General features: G+C 71.3%; 13 protein-coding genes and 2 pseudogenes. 11 read left to right on the forward strand and 4 right to left on the reverse strand.

Translation table 11 applies throughout. The annotated features are described in order from the left end of the window. Nucleotides 1-152: 152 nt before the first annotated feature. From ABZX85_RS17690 to ABZX85_RS17735, 10 genes and pseudogenes are all read left to right on the forward strand, one after another. Nucleotides 153-3,842, forward strand: coding sequence for a helix-turn-helix domain-containing protein (locus ABZX85_RS17690; RefSeq protein ID WP_355868730.1), 3,690 nt, complete (start codon nt 153-155; stop codon nt 3,840-3,842). Nucleotides 3,843-4,251: 409 nt separating this feature from the next. Then, nucleotides 4,252-4,896, forward strand: a complete 645-nt coding sequence (locus ABZX85_RS17695; protein WP_355868733.1) for a hypothetical protein — start codon at nt 4,252-4,254, stop codon at nt 4,894-4,896. Between the two features lie 80 nt (nt 4,897-4,976). Further along, nucleotides 4,977-5,855, forward strand: a complete 879-nt coding sequence (locus tag ABZX85_RS17700) for a glycine betaine ABC transporter substrate-binding protein (RefSeq protein ID WP_355868736.1) — start codon at nt 4,977-4,979, stop codon at nt 5,853-5,855. Nucleotides 5,856-5,891: 36 nt separating this feature from the next. Beyond that, nucleotides 5,892-6,251 carry a hypothetical protein gene (locus ABZX85_RS17705; RefSeq protein ID WP_355868739.1) on the forward strand — a complete coding sequence of 120 codons (360 nt, stop codon included), beginning with the start codon at nt 5,892-5,894 and terminating at the stop codon, nt 6,249-6,251. Nucleotides 6,252-6,387: 136 nt separating this feature from the next. Further along, on the forward strand, nt 6,388-6,573 hold the full coding sequence (locus ABZX85_RS17710) for a hypothetical protein (RefSeq protein ID WP_355868973.1): 186 nt from the start codon (nt 6,388-6,390) through the stop codon (nt 6,571-6,573). Between the two features lie 8 nt (nt 6,574-6,581). Continuing rightward, nucleotides 6,582-6,650: pseudogene (locus ABZX85_RS17715) on the forward strand (hypothetical protein); the annotation flags it as partial. Nucleotides 6,651-6,692: 42 nt separating this feature from the next. Next, nucleotides 6,693-6,815: pseudogene (locus ABZX85_RS17720) on the forward strand (transposase); the annotation flags it as partial. 471 nt (nt 6,816-7,286) lie between these two features. Beyond that, nucleotides 7,287-7,838 carry a hypothetical protein gene (locus tag ABZX85_RS17725; RefSeq protein WP_355868742.1) on the forward strand — a complete coding sequence of 184 codons (552 nt, stop codon included), beginning with the start codon at nt 7,287-7,289 and terminating at the stop codon, nt 7,836-7,838. 458 nt (nt 7,839-8,296) lie between these two features. Next, nucleotides 8,297-9,514 (forward strand): amidase domain-containing protein, encoded by a 1,218-nt coding sequence (locus tag ABZX85_RS17730; protein WP_355868745.1) that lies wholly within the window; start codon nt 8,297-8,299, stop codon nt 9,512-9,514. Between the two features lies 1 nt (nt 9,515). Beyond that, the gene (locus ABZX85_RS17735) at nt 9,516-9,983 is read left to right on the forward strand and encodes a hypothetical protein (RefSeq protein WP_355868748.1); all 468 of its coding nucleotides are present in this window, start codon (nt 9,516-9,518) and stop codon (nt 9,981-9,983) included. 99 nt (nt 9,984-10,082) lie between these two features. On the opposite strand, the gene ABZX85_RS17740 is transcribed toward ABZX85_RS17735, so the two are convergent. The 4 genes from ABZX85_RS17740 to ABZX85_RS17755 form a co-directional block, all read right to left on the reverse strand. After that, on the reverse strand, nt 10,083-10,754 hold the full coding sequence (locus tag ABZX85_RS17740) for a response regulator transcription factor (protein ID WP_355868751.1): 672 nt from the start codon (nt 10,752-10,754) through the stop codon (nt 10,083-10,085). Beyond that, nucleotides 10,751-11,962, reverse strand: coding sequence for a histidine kinase (locus tag ABZX85_RS17745; RefSeq protein ID WP_355868961.1), 1,212 nt, complete (start codon nt 11,960-11,962; stop codon nt 10,751-10,753). Before ABZX85_RS17745 ends, ABZX85_RS17740 begins: the two co-directional genes overlap by 4 nt. 154 nt (nt 11,963-12,116) lie before the next feature. Further along, nucleotides 12,117-14,210, reverse strand: a complete 2,094-nt coding sequence (locus tag ABZX85_RS17750) for an MMPL family transporter (protein WP_355868754.1) — start codon at nt 14,208-14,210, stop codon at nt 12,117-12,119. Nucleotides 14,211-14,330: 120 nt separating this feature from the next. After that, on the reverse strand, nt 14,331-14,687 hold the full coding sequence (locus tag ABZX85_RS17755) for a helix-turn-helix domain-containing protein (protein WP_355868757.1): 357 nt from the start codon (nt 14,685-14,687) through the stop codon (nt 14,331-14,333). A 64-nt stretch (nt 14,688-14,751) separates the two neighbouring features. Here ABZX85_RS17755 and ABZX85_RS17760 point away from each other — a divergent pair, with 64 nt between their 5' ends. Continuing rightward, a complete protein-coding gene (locus ABZX85_RS17760; protein WP_355868760.1) occupies nt 14,752-15,594 on the forward strand; it encodes an NmrA family NAD(P)-binding protein in 843 nt (280 codons plus the stop codon). Nucleotides 15,595-15,604 lie beyond the last annotated feature (10 nt).

A 15,604-nucleotide genomic window follows, 5' to 3' on the forward strand; every position in this document is an offset into this window, starting at 1 on the left:
ACAGGCATATGCCCACCCTGCCGACATCGTCGGCCACTGCGTCATCCCGCTTCCACGGACTCCGGACAAATCTTGAATCCCCCGCCCGGCTACTTTAAAGTGCAAGAACTTTACTTGCAGGGCATATACATGCATCGAGGTGAGGTGGCGCCTTGGGACGTCCCGAACGACCGGTGGACCCCGACGCCGGGCCCTTGCAGCACTTCGCGTACGAGCTGCGGTCGCTGCGCGGAAGCGGCGGATCGCCGTCGTACCGGACGATGTCCCAGCGCACGGGCCTCTCGGTCACCGCTCTGTCGAGGGCCGCGTCCGGCGAGCGGTTGGCGTCGGCCGCGGTGGTGCGGGCGTACGCGCAGGCGTGTGGAGCTGATCCCGACGAGTGGGAGCGCCGTCGGCAGGCCGTCGCCGAGGAGGTGGGGCCGCAGGGTGCGGAGGAGGGGAACTCGCCCTATCAGGGGCTGGCGAGGTTCGAACTGGGCGACCGGGACCTCTTCTTCGGCCGGGACCGGTTGGTCGAGGACGCGCTGAAGCTGGTGACGGCGCATCGGTTCACGGTGCTGCACGGCGCTTCGGGCAGCGGAAAGTCCTCACTCCTGCGGGCCGGACTGCTGCCCCGTCTCGACGCCCTGATCCGGGAGCGGGACTGCGGTACGGAATTCCGGCTGATCACCCCGGGGGCCCGGCCCGCCGCCACGCACGAGCGGCTGCTCGATCCACCGCCGGACGGGCCGAAACGGCTCGTGGTGGTGGACCAGTTCGAGGAGGTCTTCACGCTGTGCCAGGACGGGATCGACCGTCGGCGGTTCGTGGACCTGCTCCTGGCCGCCGGCGAACCGGCGAGTCGGCTGCGCGTGCTCATCGCGGTGGGCAGCGGCTTCCACGCGCGGTGTGCCCAGCACGACGGGCTGGCCGTCGCGCTGCGGCACAACGCCCTGGCCGTCCAGCCCATGACGCGGGCAGAACTTCAGGAGGCGGTGGTCAAGCCGGCCACGGTGGCGGGGCTGCGGGTGGAACGGGAACTCACCGCGCGGATCGTCGAGGAGGCCGCGGACCGGCCCGGCGCGCTGCCGATGCTGTCGCAGGCCCTGTGGGGAACCTGGCGAAGACGGAGCAGCGGCGTGCTCACCCTGGCCGCGTACGAGGCGGCGGGCGGCATCCACGGCGCGATCGCCGCCGCCGCCGAGGAGGTCTACGGCTGTCTCTCGTCCGCCCAGGCCGCCACCGCCCGGCGACTGTTGCTGGCACTCATCACCCCCGGCGAGGCCGGCGCCGTCACCCACCGCCCGGTCAGCCGCGCGGATCTGCGCGAATGGCCCGACCCCGAACTGCCCGTCGTCCTCGACCGGCTCGCCCGCGCCCGGCTCGTCATCCTGGACGAGGAGAACGTCGCACTCGCCCACGAGGCCCTGATCACACACTGGCCGAGGCTTGAGGCGTGGATCGAGGCGAACCGGGACCGGCTGCGCGAGCACCGGCGCCTCCGGGAGGCCGCACGGATCTGGCACGAGCGCGACCGCGACCCCGGCAACCTCTACCGGGGAACCCATCTCGCCGTCGCCGACCTGCTGTTCGGCCGGGACACCGACGACGACGACCTCACCGGGCGGGAGCGGGCCTTCCTCAGCGCATCCCGGGTCGCCGAACGCGTGGAGCGCTGGACAGCGGGGCGGATACGGCGGCGGATGCGGTCACTGGCCGTCGCGTTCACCGTCGTCGTGGTGGGCGCGCTCGTCGCCGGGCAGATCGCCTGGCAGCGCAGCGACGCGGCCGACCTGGAGCACATCCGCGCCGCGGCCCTGGAGGCCGCCGCCCTCGCCGCCCGGACGCAGCCGGACGATCCCCGTACCGCCGCACTGCTCAGCGTCACCGCCTGGCGGCTCGCACCCTCCCCGGTCAGCCGCGCGGCACTGCTCAGCGCGCTCACCGAGCCCGAGGAAGACATCCTGGCCGGGCCGGTGCCCGGAGACGACGGCCGCGCCTTCCTCGCCGACTCCGGCCGCACCCTGCTGGTGGCGGGAGCCGGCACCTGGTCCTCCTGGGACGTGGCAGCGCACCGCCGCACCGGATCGGGCCCGCTGCCGGACGGTCAGGTGGCCGAGGCCGACGCGGCGGGCCGAACACTGCTGCCGACCGGCGGCAGGAGCCTGTGGCACCTGGCCGCGGGCACCGGTCGTCCCGAGGCGGGTGGTCAGGTCCTCGGCTTCGGGGCCGACGGGCACAGCTACGTCGTACGAGATCCTGGACCGCCGCCCGAGGTAGGGCTGCGGGCGGTCGACGACGGCAGGACGTTGTTCGAGGCGCCGGGTGACGCGTATCCCGTCCCCTCGCCGGACGACAGGCTGGTGGCCGTATGCCGGCCGGATGAACCACTGGAGGTGTGGGACACCGCCCGCGACTCCGGACGGCCGGGCACCTGGGGGACCCTGCGCACAGTGGGCTGCTCGTCGGCGACCGTCGTCTTCGGCGCGGGCGGCGCACGGCTCGCCGTGGCCACGGACACCGGCGTTCGCGTCTGGGACACGGCCACCGGGCGACAACTCGCGGACCTCGCCGGGCCGGAAGCCCAACACCTCTCCTTCACGCCGGACGGCGCGTTCCTGGCGGCGTCCGGCCCCGACGGCGTGACGGTCTGGCGGATCGCGGCGCCACGGCTGCCGGTGCTGCGCCGACCGGTGCCGGGCAGTCCCGTCACCGCCCTCGCCTGGGACCCCGTCGACCGGACCCTGCGCTATCTGGCGGGCAGCGCCGTGCACTCCGTCGACCTCGACGCCGCCCTGGCCTCCCCGTGGCGCGACCGGCCCGTGGACGCCGAACTGCTCAGTCCGGACGGCCGGCTGCTCGCCGTCGCGGAGCGGACCTCGGCCGGCCACAGCCTCCGTCTCCAGACGACCCGTTCCGGCCGCCTCGTCGCCGAACTGCCCTTCCCCCGCCGGGCCACCGACCCCGCCGGGGCCTCCCGCCCGCTGCTGGCCTTCAGCCCGGACAGCCGCAGCATCGCCTACGGCACCGCCGTGGCGTCCGGGCCCCTGCCCACCGCCCGGTTCGCGGTACGGGACGTGTCGCAGACCGGTCGGAAGGGCACCTCGTTCGACGTGACGGGCCCTGCCGCGTCCACGGCCCGCGGAATCTTCCTCACCCCGCACGGCCGGAAGCTGCTGGTCGGCTGGAGCACGCCCGCGGGCCCGCTCCTCGGACAGACGTGGGACACCACGCACGGAATCCCGTCGGCGCGGGCGGACGATCTGGACGCCTTGGTCAAAAGGGCCATGGCTGAGGAGGCCATGGCCGCAGGCTTCGCCGGCCGGACCGCCGGACCGACCGCCCCGTTCACCGAGGGACGACAGACGTACGGCCTCGCGCTCAGCGCCGACGACAGACACCTGGCGACAGGCGGGGCCTTCGGCTCCGTCACCGTGTGGGACACCAGAACGGACCTGCACCCGGAGGCCACGATCCCCGCGCCTCCCGACGTCGCCGGCTGCGCCACCTGCACGCGGGTCACCGCCCTGGCCTTCAGCCCCGACGGCACCACCCTCGCCATCGCCTACGGCTCGGGCGCCCTGCGGCTGTGGGACCTCGCTCTGAACCTGCCCCTGGGCGGCAGCCCGACCACCTCGGGCGACGTGATCGACTCACTGGCCTTCGGCCCCGACGGCTACCTCTACGCCGTCGGCCCGCACGTCTCCGTCCACGCCTACCCCGTCGGCCCCGCACAGGTCGCCGCCCTGCTCTGTGCCCGCGCGGGGCGGTCCCTGACCGTTGCCGAGTGGCAGCGCTACGTCCCCGGCGTGCCCTACCAGCGGGTCTGCGACGGGCCTCGGCCGGACGACGGGTCCCTGTAGCCCACGACCGGCGTCAGCACCAGCCTCGTCGAGCCCACCTGCCCGCCACCGGCGAGAATTGGTCGGCGGCCGGCCGGCAGAAATCCGTCGCGTACCGGAATGCGATCCGGCACTCATGCTGTCTGTGAATGTGGCCGTCATACTGCCGTTCCGTACCCGGCGGTATGACGGCCGATCGCGTTGTTTACCCCTCTGACCTGGATTGATCAACAATTCCGAGGCCGTGAGAGTGGATGCCGAAGGGCCCGCCCCACCGCCGCCGATCTCCCCCCGACGCGGTGGTGGCGCGGTCACCGTGCCGGCCCTCACACCCCCGAGGGCCGGCAAAAACAAAGAAGCGCAGCAGTTCCCGGATTTTCATCAGCCGCGTTTCCCCGCAGTGGGAAACCGACTTCCCCTGGAGTCTTCGATGCGATTCGCGCTCCGCGCCACCGCTCCCTCACACCGCGTCGCCCGCAGCGCCGGTGCCGTCGCCGCCCTCGCCCTGGGCGCCTCCCTCATGGCGGCCCCGCAGTCCTACGCCGACAGCAGCCCCTCCGTCGCGCAGCTCCTCCAGCAGTGCGGCACGGCCGACGTGTGCAAGTTCCACCCGCAGAGCTACACCGCGTACACCGGCCCGGCCCACCAGGTGGGCTCCACCGCGTTCAACTGCGGCCACGAGACCAACCAGAACACCGTCAACTGGTCGGACACCACCACCACCACGAACACGGTCGGCGTCGCGATCGAGGCGGGCGTGGAGTTCTGGAAGGTCTACAAGGCATCCGTCGAGCTCTCGTACTCCCACTCCTGGACGACCTCGCACACCGACTCCGAAACCAAGACGATCAACGTCCGCCCCGGATACAAGGGCTGGCTCCAGCGCGGCACCGCCAAGCAGAAGGCCAAGGGCTGGTACGAACTCCACTTCGGCAAGCGCTACTACGGCCACTACATCTGGTACATCAACAACTACCAGGGGGCGGGCTGGGACCAGGACCACCCGCAGAACGGCTACGTCAACTTCAAGGACGCGCAGATGACGTCCGGCGAGCGATCCGCGCACTGCGGCTGAACCGTCCCCCAGGGCAGCGGGCGGCACCGGGCAACGGACCGCACCGGGCCGCCCGCCCCACCGAGAAGTGGTGTTCCGTGATGCCAGACAGTCGTGTTCGTCCGCGTGCCGCCGTGGCGGCCGTTCTCTGCTCTTTGCTGTTCCTCTCGGGCTGCGGCGGTGCGGCGGAGGGGGACGGTGCGACCGCCTACGCGGACGGTGCGGGGCCGACGGTGATCGGCACCGACGGTTCCGCCGAGAGCCGGGTCGTGGCGGCCCTGTACGGCGAACTGCTCACCCACGCGGGGGTGAAGGTGCGTATGGCGAGCAGCCGTTACCCCTCGCCCGCCGACACCACGCGGGCCGTCGCGGAGGGCCGTATCGGCCTCGCGCCCGCCTACGAGACCTCCACGCTGCGCGCCCTGCCCGCCGGCCAGACCCTGCCCGGCAACATGGCCGCCACCCTGAGCATGGCTCTGCCCCTGGGCGTCGACGCCCTGCCACCCGCGCGGGCACAGAACGGCGTCGTCCTCGCGGTCACCCGGGCCACCGCCCGCGCACACGGCCTGCGCGCCCTCACCGACCTCGTGAAGGCCGGCCGCCTCACCCTCGGCGGCCCCGCCTCCGACGACCCCGACGCCCCGTCAGCCGCCTCACTGCGGAAGGTCTACGGCACCCACCTCACCGAGACCGGCACCTCGGCCACCGCCGACGTGCTGGTCCTGCGCGGCACCGACCCCGTCATCACCCGGGACGACCTGGTCGTGCTGACCGACCCGAAGAACGCCCTGCCTCCCGAGCACGTCTTCCCGCTCATCGGCGCCCCCTACGCGGGCCTGTCCGCGAGCAGGGCCCTGGCCCACCTCAACTCCCGTCTGACCACAGCGCAGTTGGCGGCACTGGCCGCCTCCGTCGACGGCGGGGCATCCCCGTCCGACACGGCGCGGACCTGGCTGCGGTCGGGCGGCCTGCTCGACTGAGCATCCCCACCTCTTCCTCCGAAAGGCACGACCGACATGGGTCACCTCCGTAGAAAGCTCACCGTCGCCGCGCTCGCCGTGGCCTCCGCCACAGGCGTCCTCGCGGCGCCCGCGACGGCCAGCGCCGCCACCGCCAACGTACAGATCCAGATCTGCAACGACAGGGGCTCGGCCCTGAAGTTCTTCCTCGTCGGCTACAACGACCAGGGCGACTGGGTCAACTCCCGCTTCTGGGACGTCCCGGCCAACGGCTGCACCACAGCCTGGAACTACTGGTGGCGCGCCAACAGTTCGGTCGAGTTCCACTACGTCCGTCCGCCGGGCGGCTGGAACTGGCACCAGGTGTACGTCCCGAAGTCCAAGAACGGCCGCACCTTCACGTACAGCCAGTCGTAGGAAGAACGACCACCGCCCGCCCCGGGACCTCGCCGCGACCGGACGTCGGCGAAAGTGCCCCAGGGCGGGCGGGGCAGCATCGACGCGCGGGAACGGTCCGTGGGGCTCCATGCGATGTGGGTCTGTGCGGTCCTCGGTGTCACTCCCGATCGGGCGGTCGGTCGACCGGGCCCGCGCGAGCGGTCTGCTGCTGACCGAGCTCGTGCTGGAGTCCGCGTTCGAAGGCGAGCACACGGACCGCCTCGGCTACGAGAAGCACGATCCGGCCGGTGCCGGCAGCGGCGACAGCCGTGACGGGACCTGGTCCAAGACCGGCGGCTGACCGGTGCCATGGGCGGGCCGGCCGACTGGCGGAACCGGCCGATCTACGTCGCCCTGGCGGTCACAGCGGACGGCACCCGCGACATTCTCGGCCTGTGGGCCGGCGACAGTGGCGAGGGCGCCAAGTACCCCGCGATCGCGCGGCTTCGGGAGAACTCCTGGGCCGAGTCCGTGCCCTTTCTCCAGTGCGACGCCGAGATCCGCCGGGTTGTCTGCACCACCCATGCGATCGAGTCGGTCAACACGTGCATTTGTCGGGGGCGGACTGTGCCCAGCTCCCATCAGGCTGCTGCGACAGCCTGGTGAGGAGGTTCTCGCACCGACATTCCAGGTGTCGGCTTCGGCCTGTTCGGCTGTGTGTTGCTCAGCCGACTACGCGTCCTTGGGCAGGGGTGTCGGTGACGTGGGGGCTCGCTTGCAGCTGTCGCAAGGGCTGTGGGTGAGCCGGCCGGAGTCGGCCGGTATGGAGGTGGGGACTGGTTGTCGTGAAGTGGCTGTGCGCGTTGGGCTGGTGCTTCCAACCGAGTGTGCGCAGGGCGTAGTCGCTGGGAGTGCTCCGGCTCCGGTGCTGGCAAGGACACCGAGGACCGACTCGGGCTGGATACTCGGTGTTCGATACCGCATCTCGCAGTCGGAGATCGCGTATCCGCACACCACCGGCCTCGCCCGTGACTTCGACGTTCGAGGCGCCTCCAACATGAGGAAGAAACCCTGATGCCGGACATGACGCGCCCGCAGGGCGAAAGGCGGCTGCCCGTGGCGCTGCTGGTGGTGGCGTGCTGCGTGGTCCTCCTGGTCGCCGGGGTGATCCTCGCGGTACCGCTCGGGTTCTTCGGGTTCAAGGACGACGCGCTGCCGAAGACTCCGCCGGAGAGTTCCGGGGTTCCCGGTGCCGCGCTTCAGAGGACCTTCCGGATCGAGGTGCCGGGCGGTGTCCGGGACGCCTCCTATCTGGTGGTGCCGGGTGACGGCAGTGCGGAGAGCGGTCAGGATCTCTATCTGCGTTTCCGGACCACTTCTGTGGGCCTCGAAGAGTTCCTGGCCTCCCTGGAGAAGACCGCCGGGGACCTGGGGGCTGGGAACGCCGTCCTGGGTCAGGACGACATCGACTCGGTCGGGCTGACTTGGAAGCTCGGAGCCGAAGGGCATCTCGCCGGCCTTTACGCGGACATCCCCGAGGAGGAGGACAGGGCGGGCTCGGCACTGGTGACCGTGGACGAGAGTGAGGTGGCCGCGCCCTTGGTCTACACCCATGTGACTGTGTAGGAGGGCTCGGGGCGGACCAGTATCCGAGCGCCGGGGTCGGAGCGGCGGAGGAGTCGAAGACGCCGTATCGGTCGCGGAGTTGGCCGACGTGGGTGACACCGACTGGTCGGCCGCCGTCTCCAACGCCTCCTGGAGCCGGGTCAGTTGACGTGCCGGTCCGCTTGGGTCGGCCGGTTTCGCCTTGAGGTCCTGTCGGTGGTTCGACGGAATTCTTTTGTCCGCTTGTGTCAGTGGGGCGGATGGTCAGCCTTTTGGTAAAGGGAGAGCTTTGATTCGACCATTCTTGTGCAAGACTCGGGTCAAGTGCTCACGGGGGGCGCTGCTTTGGGGGATTCATGATGAGAACGCGTTCGTTGCGTACGCTCGTTGTATCCGGTCTTGCCGCGACAGTACTGACCACCGGATCTGCGGTGGCCGTCCAGCCCTCGCCTGTGCCGGCGGACGCTGCCGCGGTCAAGGTGAGTGACGAGACCACCGAATTGTTCGGGACGCTGGCCGAGGCCGTGATCGAACGGCGGACCGCCGCCTTGCTGGACGCGCCGGCGCCTGCCGCGCTCACCGCGAGGCTGGCCACCAGCACGCGCGGACCGGTGCATCTCGGCTCCGCCACGGCCGCGGAAGAGGACGCCGTCGTCAAGGAACTGACGGATCTCAAGAAGGAGTTGGCCGAGATCCCGGAGGCGTACACCGCTGCCGAGACGGCGACCACGGTCGACTCGGTCGAGGTCGACGGCACCACCGCCACGGTCCTGGTGACGGAGGACACCGCCCTCACCTACAAGCAGATCCACGGCGACGAACCACCCACCACCGAGTTCCAGGCCGAGCACCGCTTCGTCTACTCCCTGGGCGCGGACGGCACTTGGGCCCTCACCGCCTCCGAACCGGTCAACACGAGCGGCCCCGCTCCCATCAACCAGGTGGCGGTGTCGCCCGCCGACCTGACCGTGCCGGAACCGGCCGATGAAGCGGACGTCGAGGACGGCACCGAAGACCCGGTCGGCGACCCGACCCTTCCGCCCGGCACCGGCGGCAAGCCCGGCGACACCGCCGAGGACCCGGCACCGCTCGTGGGCCCGCTCTCCTCGGACACGCGGCGGGTGACCGCGAAGAACCAGCCCGAGAAGAGCGCCGCAGGCGCCTCCCAGGCCGCCGGCGCATCCTTGGCCGCCGACGCCGCCCTGCCCGCAGACGCCTCCCTGGCCGCGGGCTACAACTACTCCGCCATGGCCAAGTACGCCGAGAAGTACTGGAAGAACTACAACTCCGCCTACCGCAAGTTCGACGGCAAGGGCGGCGACTGCACCAACTTCATCAGCCAGTCGCTGCGTGCCGGCGGATGGAAGAACAAGAGCGGCTGGTACCGCAACGCCAACTACTGGTGGTACAACTCCAGCAACCAGACGTACTCCTGGACCGGCGTCGACCACTGGGCGACCTTCGCCAAGAAGAGCGGCCGGACCTCGATCCTCGGCAACGTCTACAGCATGGGCATCGGAGACATCCTCCAGATGGACTTCGACCGTGCGGGCGGCAAGGACCACTCGATGATCGCCACCCATGTGGCCAACGGGCAGCCGTACTTGACGTACCACAGCACCAACACCTACCGCCGTTCGATGGCCAGCATCGTCAAGGCGTACCCCAACGCCACGTACTACGCGCACAGGACGTGATGTGAAGTCTCCCCACACCCCCCGCTCCCGACGGACATCCCGCGCTCTCGCCGTTCTCGCGCTGTCCTGGGGAGTGGCCGTCGCTGTCACCGGCTGTTCCTCCGGGAACGGCGACGGCGGCGGGCCGGACACCGAAGCCCTGGACACCTTCCTGACCAGCTACGTCGACGACCTGAACACCCAGGACACCGAAGGGCTCACGAAGCTGCTCGGATCGCCGAACGGGGAGAAGGACGCCCCCGCACGGCTCGCGGAGTACGGCGGGCAGGACTGGAAGGTGACCTGGAGCCACCGCACCGAGATGGCGGGCGTCTACAAGGTCCGTATCAAGGGCACCGCCCACAAGGACCAGAAGCCCGTCGACGTCGACGAAGTCCTCGTCTGGGAGCGCGATCACTGGAACATGGCCCCGCTGGGCGACGGTTCGACGCCTCCGGGGTCCTCCGGTACGGAACGGCCCGCGTCCTGACGCGCTGGAGGTACGGCCGACGGGGAGACACCCGAGAAGCAGGCACTGTGTGACGAAGTCCCTGACCCGAGGGCCAGGGACTTCGCCGTGCGCCGGCGCTCAGCCCACCCCAGGAGTCACCAGCCCCGACTCGTACGCCACGATCACCAGCTGCGCCCGGTCCCGCGCCCCCAACTTGCCCATGATCCGGCTGACATGGGCCTTCGCGGTCAGCGGGCTGAGTCCCAGCACATCGGCGATCTCGGAGTTGTTGAGACCGCGCGCGACGAGCGCGAGCACCTGCCGTTCCCGTTCGGACAGCCCGCCCGGCCCGCCCGCCGCAGGGGTCGGCGGCGTGTTCGGCGCGCGCAGGAAGCGGGCGATCAGCCGTGAGGTGGGACCGGGGGAGAGGAGGGAGTCACCCGCGGCCACCGTCCGGATGGCGTCGAGGAGTTCGGCCGGCCGGATGTCCTTCACGAGGAAGCCGGACGCCCCGGCCCGCAGCGCCTCGACGACGTGCTCGTCGGTCTCGTACGTCGTCAGGACGAGCACCTTCACCCCGGCGAGATCCTCGTCGGCGGCGATGAGCCGGGTCGCCTCGATCCCGTCGAGGTCGGGCATGCGGATGTCCATCACGACGAGATCGGCCCGCGAGGACCGGGCCAGCGCCACGGCCTCCCGCCCGGTGCCCGCCTCGGCGACGACCTCCATGTCCCCGGCCGACGAGACGAGCATCGCGAAGGAGGACCGTACGAGGTTCTGGTCGTCGGCCAGCAGTACACGGATGGTCATCGGACCTCGCCCTTCCGGGACAGCGGCAGTGTCGCGGTCACCTCGAAGCCCTCGGCGGGGCCCGGACCCGCGTCCAGTGTGCCGCCCACGCTACGGGCCCGCTCCCGCATTCCGACGAGCCCGAACCCGGGAGAGCCGTCGCCCCCGCCCGTCCCGTCGTCCCTGACACTCACCCGCAGCGCGCTGCCCGAAGTCCACAGCCCCACCCGCACGGTGAGGTCCTCGCGGCCCCCGTGACGTACGGCGTTGGTGAGCGCCTCCTGCACGATCCGGTACGCGGCGGCGCCCACGGAGGGCGGGACGCCGTCCGCGTGGACGGACAGTTCGACCTCGGCCCCGGCCACCCGGCCGCTCTCCACGAGGGCGGCCAGCCCGTCGATCCCGGGCAGCGGTCCCCGCAGGTCCTCGGCCCCGGACACGAGACCGGCCCCCGCTCCCACCGCCGTGTCCCTCTCCCGCAGCACCTCCAACGTCGTACGCAGCTCCCCCCGAGCGGTCCGGCAGGTTCCCGCGATCTCCTCCAGGGCCCGCGCGACGGCCTCGCGGTCGAGGCGTTCGGGGTCGGCGGTGAGGACGTGGGCCGCCACGGACGTCTGCACACCGATGAGGGTGATGCTGTGGGCGAGCAGGTCGTGCAGGTCACGGGCGATCCGCAGCCGTTCCTCGGCGACGCGGTACCGGGCCTCCTCCTCCCGGGTGCGTTCGGCGCGTTCGGCCCGCTCGACGATGGAGGCGACGTACAGGCGGTAGTAGCGGACGGCGATACCGATGAACAGGACCGCGACGATCCAGCCGGAGATCTCCAGGAACTCCAGCTCCCCCTCCTGGTTGGTGAGCCCGTTGCTGATCAGTGTCGGGCCGAGGACGGCGGCACCGGTGAGCAGCGTGCGGCGTACGGTGCCGGTCGCCGCGACGGTGTAGAGCGCCAGGACGGTCGCGGGGACGGGCGGGGCGGGGTCGTAGTCGAGGGCGTAGTACGGAGCCACGCAGGCCACCACCCCGAGCAGCGCCACCACCGGACGGCGGCGGCGCAGTACGAGGGGTACGTACCCGGCGAGCAGCAGCGTCCAGCCGAGCCGGTCGGGCGGTGTCCCCTCGCCGCCCGTCAGGGCGATGGCCACGGCGAGCACGGCGACGCCCAGCGCGAGGACCGCGTCGTAGCGGGTGCGGTGCGGTGCGGTCAGGGGGTCGCGGTGGACGGCGGACATGACGCGCTCGACGCGACGGGACCGCCCGCCGCCACCGCCCGCCGTCCGGTCGCGTACCTCTGTGGTCGTTCCCCGTTCTTCCACTGCTCCATCTTCCGGTACTCGTACGGGAACCCGGGTGCCCCTCCGGGAGGAGAGGCACCCGGGCGTCGGATCAAGGCGCGCCGACGGTCTCCGGCTGCCGCGGCGGCCCGGTCGGCGCCGGTTCCCGGGAGAGCGCACCCGGCCACCACACCTTCCGCCGCAGGGCGACGCTCGCGCTGGTCACCAGGTACGTCCGTACGAGGAACGTGTCGAGCAGGACGCCGACGGCGATCACGAAGCCGAGCTGGACCAGCTGCACCAGGCCCATGTTCGTCAGCACGGCGAAGGTCGCGGCGAGGACCAGTCCGGCCGAGGCGATGACGCCGCCGGTGGTGCGCAGCGCGGTGAGTGCCGCCGTCGCCGGTTCCGCTCCCGCCAGGGACTCCTCCCTCATCCGGTGCAGGAGGAAGATGCCGTAGTCGACGCCGAGAGCGACGAGGAACACGAAGGACAGCAGTCCGAGCCCCGGATCGGTGCCCTTGAGGCCCAGGACCGGTTCGAAGAGCAGTCCGCCGATCCCGAGGGAGGCACCCCACACCGCGACGACCGCGACCACCAGGAGCAGCGGTGCGACGAGACTGCGCAGCAGCACGATCAGGATGAGCAGGACGGAGACGAGGACGAGCGGTACGACGATCTTCGTGTCCCGGGCGTTGGTGTCCTCCAGGTCGATCTGCTGGGCGCTGTCCCCGCCGACGTAGGAGCCCTTCAGCCGGTCCCGCAGCGCCTTGATGACGGCGGTCTCCCCCGCCGACTGGGGCGCGCTCCTCGCGAAGACGGAGATCTCGGTCCAGCCGTCTCCGGTACGCCCTTTCTCCGCGCCGGCGACGCCCGGAGTGGAGCGGACGGCCGCGAGGGTCTCGTCGGCGCGGCCCTGCGGGGTGATCACGTCGATGGGCTGACTGCCCTGCCCGGGATAGGACTTGGCGACGGTCTCCATCGCGACGACGGACTCCGGCTTGGTGACGAAGGAGTCCTCCTGCTTGAGCGGACCCGGCAGGTTCAGCGAGCCGAGGGCGAGGGCGCCGAGCAGGACGGCACCGCTCGCGAGGACGGTCAGCGGCCTGCGTCCGGCGGAGCCGCCCATCGCCGCGAACAGGCTGCGCCGCTGCTTGGGCGTGCTCCCGAAGGCGGGCACGAGCGGCCAGAACACCCGCCGTCCGACCAGTACGAGAATGGCGGGGAGCAGCGTCATCATGGCGATCAGCGCGCACAGCACGCCGACGGTGCCGAGCGGGCCCATGCCCCGGCTGCTGTTGAGGTCGGCGGCGAGCAGGCACAGCAGCCCGGCGGCGACGGTGCCGGAGGAGGCGAGCACGGCGGGGCCACAGCCGCGCAGCGCGGCGAGCATGGCCTCGTACGGCCGCTCGAAGCGCCGCAGCTCCTCCCGGTAGCGCGAGACGATCAGCAGCGCGTAGTCCGTGCCCGCGCCGAACACGAGGATCGTCATCACCCCCGAACTCTGGCCCGAGACGGTCGTGCCGAAGACCTGGTTGAGGCCGTAGGCGGCACCCATCGACAGGTAGTCGGCGATCCCGGCGACGACGAGGGGGACGAGCCACAGCACGGGGCTGCGGTAGATCAGGATCAGCAGGACGGCGACGACGGCGACGGTCGTGTAGAGCAGCGGTCCGCCGAGCGAGTCGTAGACCGCGCCGGAGTCGGTGGCCAGCGCGCCGGTGCCACCTACATCGACGCTCAACCCGCCTTCGCCCCGGGCGATTTCACGGACGTCGGTGACGAGCTCGTCCCGCCGCGCCTCGTTCGCTCCGGGCTCGTTGCTGGCGACCGGGTACATCAGGGTCGTGCCGTCCTTCGACGGAATCCCCTGGGGAGCACCGCCGATCAGCTTGTGCCGCCGGGTGATCTCCGCGACCTGCCGGGCCGCGGTCTCGCGGTCGGCGGCGCCGAGCCCGCCGTCCCGGTGGTAGACGAGCACCAGTTCCGTGGTCTCGCCCCCGGGCAACTTCTCCTCGATCCTGGCCACTTGTGTCGAGTCCGCGCTCGCCGGCAGGTAGTCGGTGACCTTGTCGTGCTGCACGCTGCCGAGCTTCGCCGCGAGCGGTCCGACGAGCACGAGCGCGGCGATCCACAGCCCGAGCACCGCCCAGGGAACGGCCCGCCCGCGTCCCGTCCTCATCGTGGTTGTCTCTCCGGCCCTCATCGGCCGATCTCCCTCCGGGTGACGTCTGCTTCGGTCTCCAGACTTCCGGCGAGAACCACGGCTTTCGTCGGGCGGGAGGGCGAGGTGACGCGTACTCCCGGGGGCGACAGGGGGTGCGGATTAGTCCCGGGGGAGTAGTCGGCGGACGGTGCTGTCCGTGCCGGTGTCGGGCACCGCCAGCGCCCAGGTCTCCATGGCCGACAGGACGTCGCGCAGGCCCGCGCCGAGGGGGGTGAGGGCGTACTCCACGCGTGGGGGGATCTCCCCGTACGCGGTGCGGGTCACGAGGCCGTGCCGTTCGAACTGGCGGAGCCGGCTCGTGAGGGTGTGCGGGCTGATGCCGGGGAGGGCTTCGCGCAGTTCGGTGAAGCGGTGGGGGCCGTGGAGCAGCTCGCGCACGATCAGGGTGGCCCAGGGGCCGTTGAGCAGGACGAGGAAGCGGGCGACGCCGCACTCGGGGAGCGGGGGTTCGGTCACATTCTCGAAGATACGCCATTAGTGCAGTTGATGTAACCGGTGCATCGTATGCACTAATGGCGTCATGACTTATGTGATCCACGGCGCCACCGGCGCCCAAGGTGCTCCTGTCGTCGCCGCCCTCCTCGCCGCGGGCAACTCCGTGACCGCCCTGACCCGTGACCCCGACGCCGTCGTGGCTGGTGCTCGGGTGGTGGCCGCAAGGTATTCGTCCGTGGCGGAGCTGACCGAGGCTTATCGCGGTGCCGACGGGGTGTTCGTCCATCTGCCGGTGGTCTCCGAGGCGGACCGCCTGACGTACGCGCACAACATCGTCGCCGCCGTCCGGGAGGCTCGTCCGGCCCGTGTCGTGTTCTCCACCAGCGGTGCGCCGGTCGGCGCCGGGGCGGGTGGTGCGGCTGCCGTGCTGGCCGAGGGGCTGGGGGAGACGGGGGTGCCGTACGCGGTGATCGATCCGCTGACCTACCTGGAGAACCTGCTCATGCCGTACGTCCTGGACGCGGTGCGCGAGCGGGGCGTGCTGCCGTATCCGGTGCGTGCCGACTTCCCGATGTCCTGGGTGTCGCATCTGGACGTCGCCGACGCCGTCGCCGCGCTGTTCGGGCGGCCGGACGTCACCGGGGTCGTCTCCGTCGGGCAGTACCCCGCGATCGACGGGGCGGAACTCGCCGGGGCGTTCGGCGCGCACTTCGGGAAGGACGTCGTCTTCGAGCCGATCAGCCCCGAGGAGTTCCGCGGCTTCGTCGCCCCGCTGATCGGCGAGGGGCCCGCCGCCGACGTCGCCGGGATGTACGCGGCCATGAGCGGGCTTTCGGACCGGTCGATCACGCCGGAGAACTCCGCGCAGAGACTGCTCGGGGTCACTCCTCGTACGACGGGGCAGTGGCTGCGCGACATGGGGCTCTGACCCGCTGGGC

It is taken from the genome of Streptomyces sp. NPDC004539, from assembly GCF_040610055.1.
Lineage (GTDB): Bacteria > Actinomycetota > Actinomycetes > Streptomycetales > Streptomycetaceae > Streptomyces.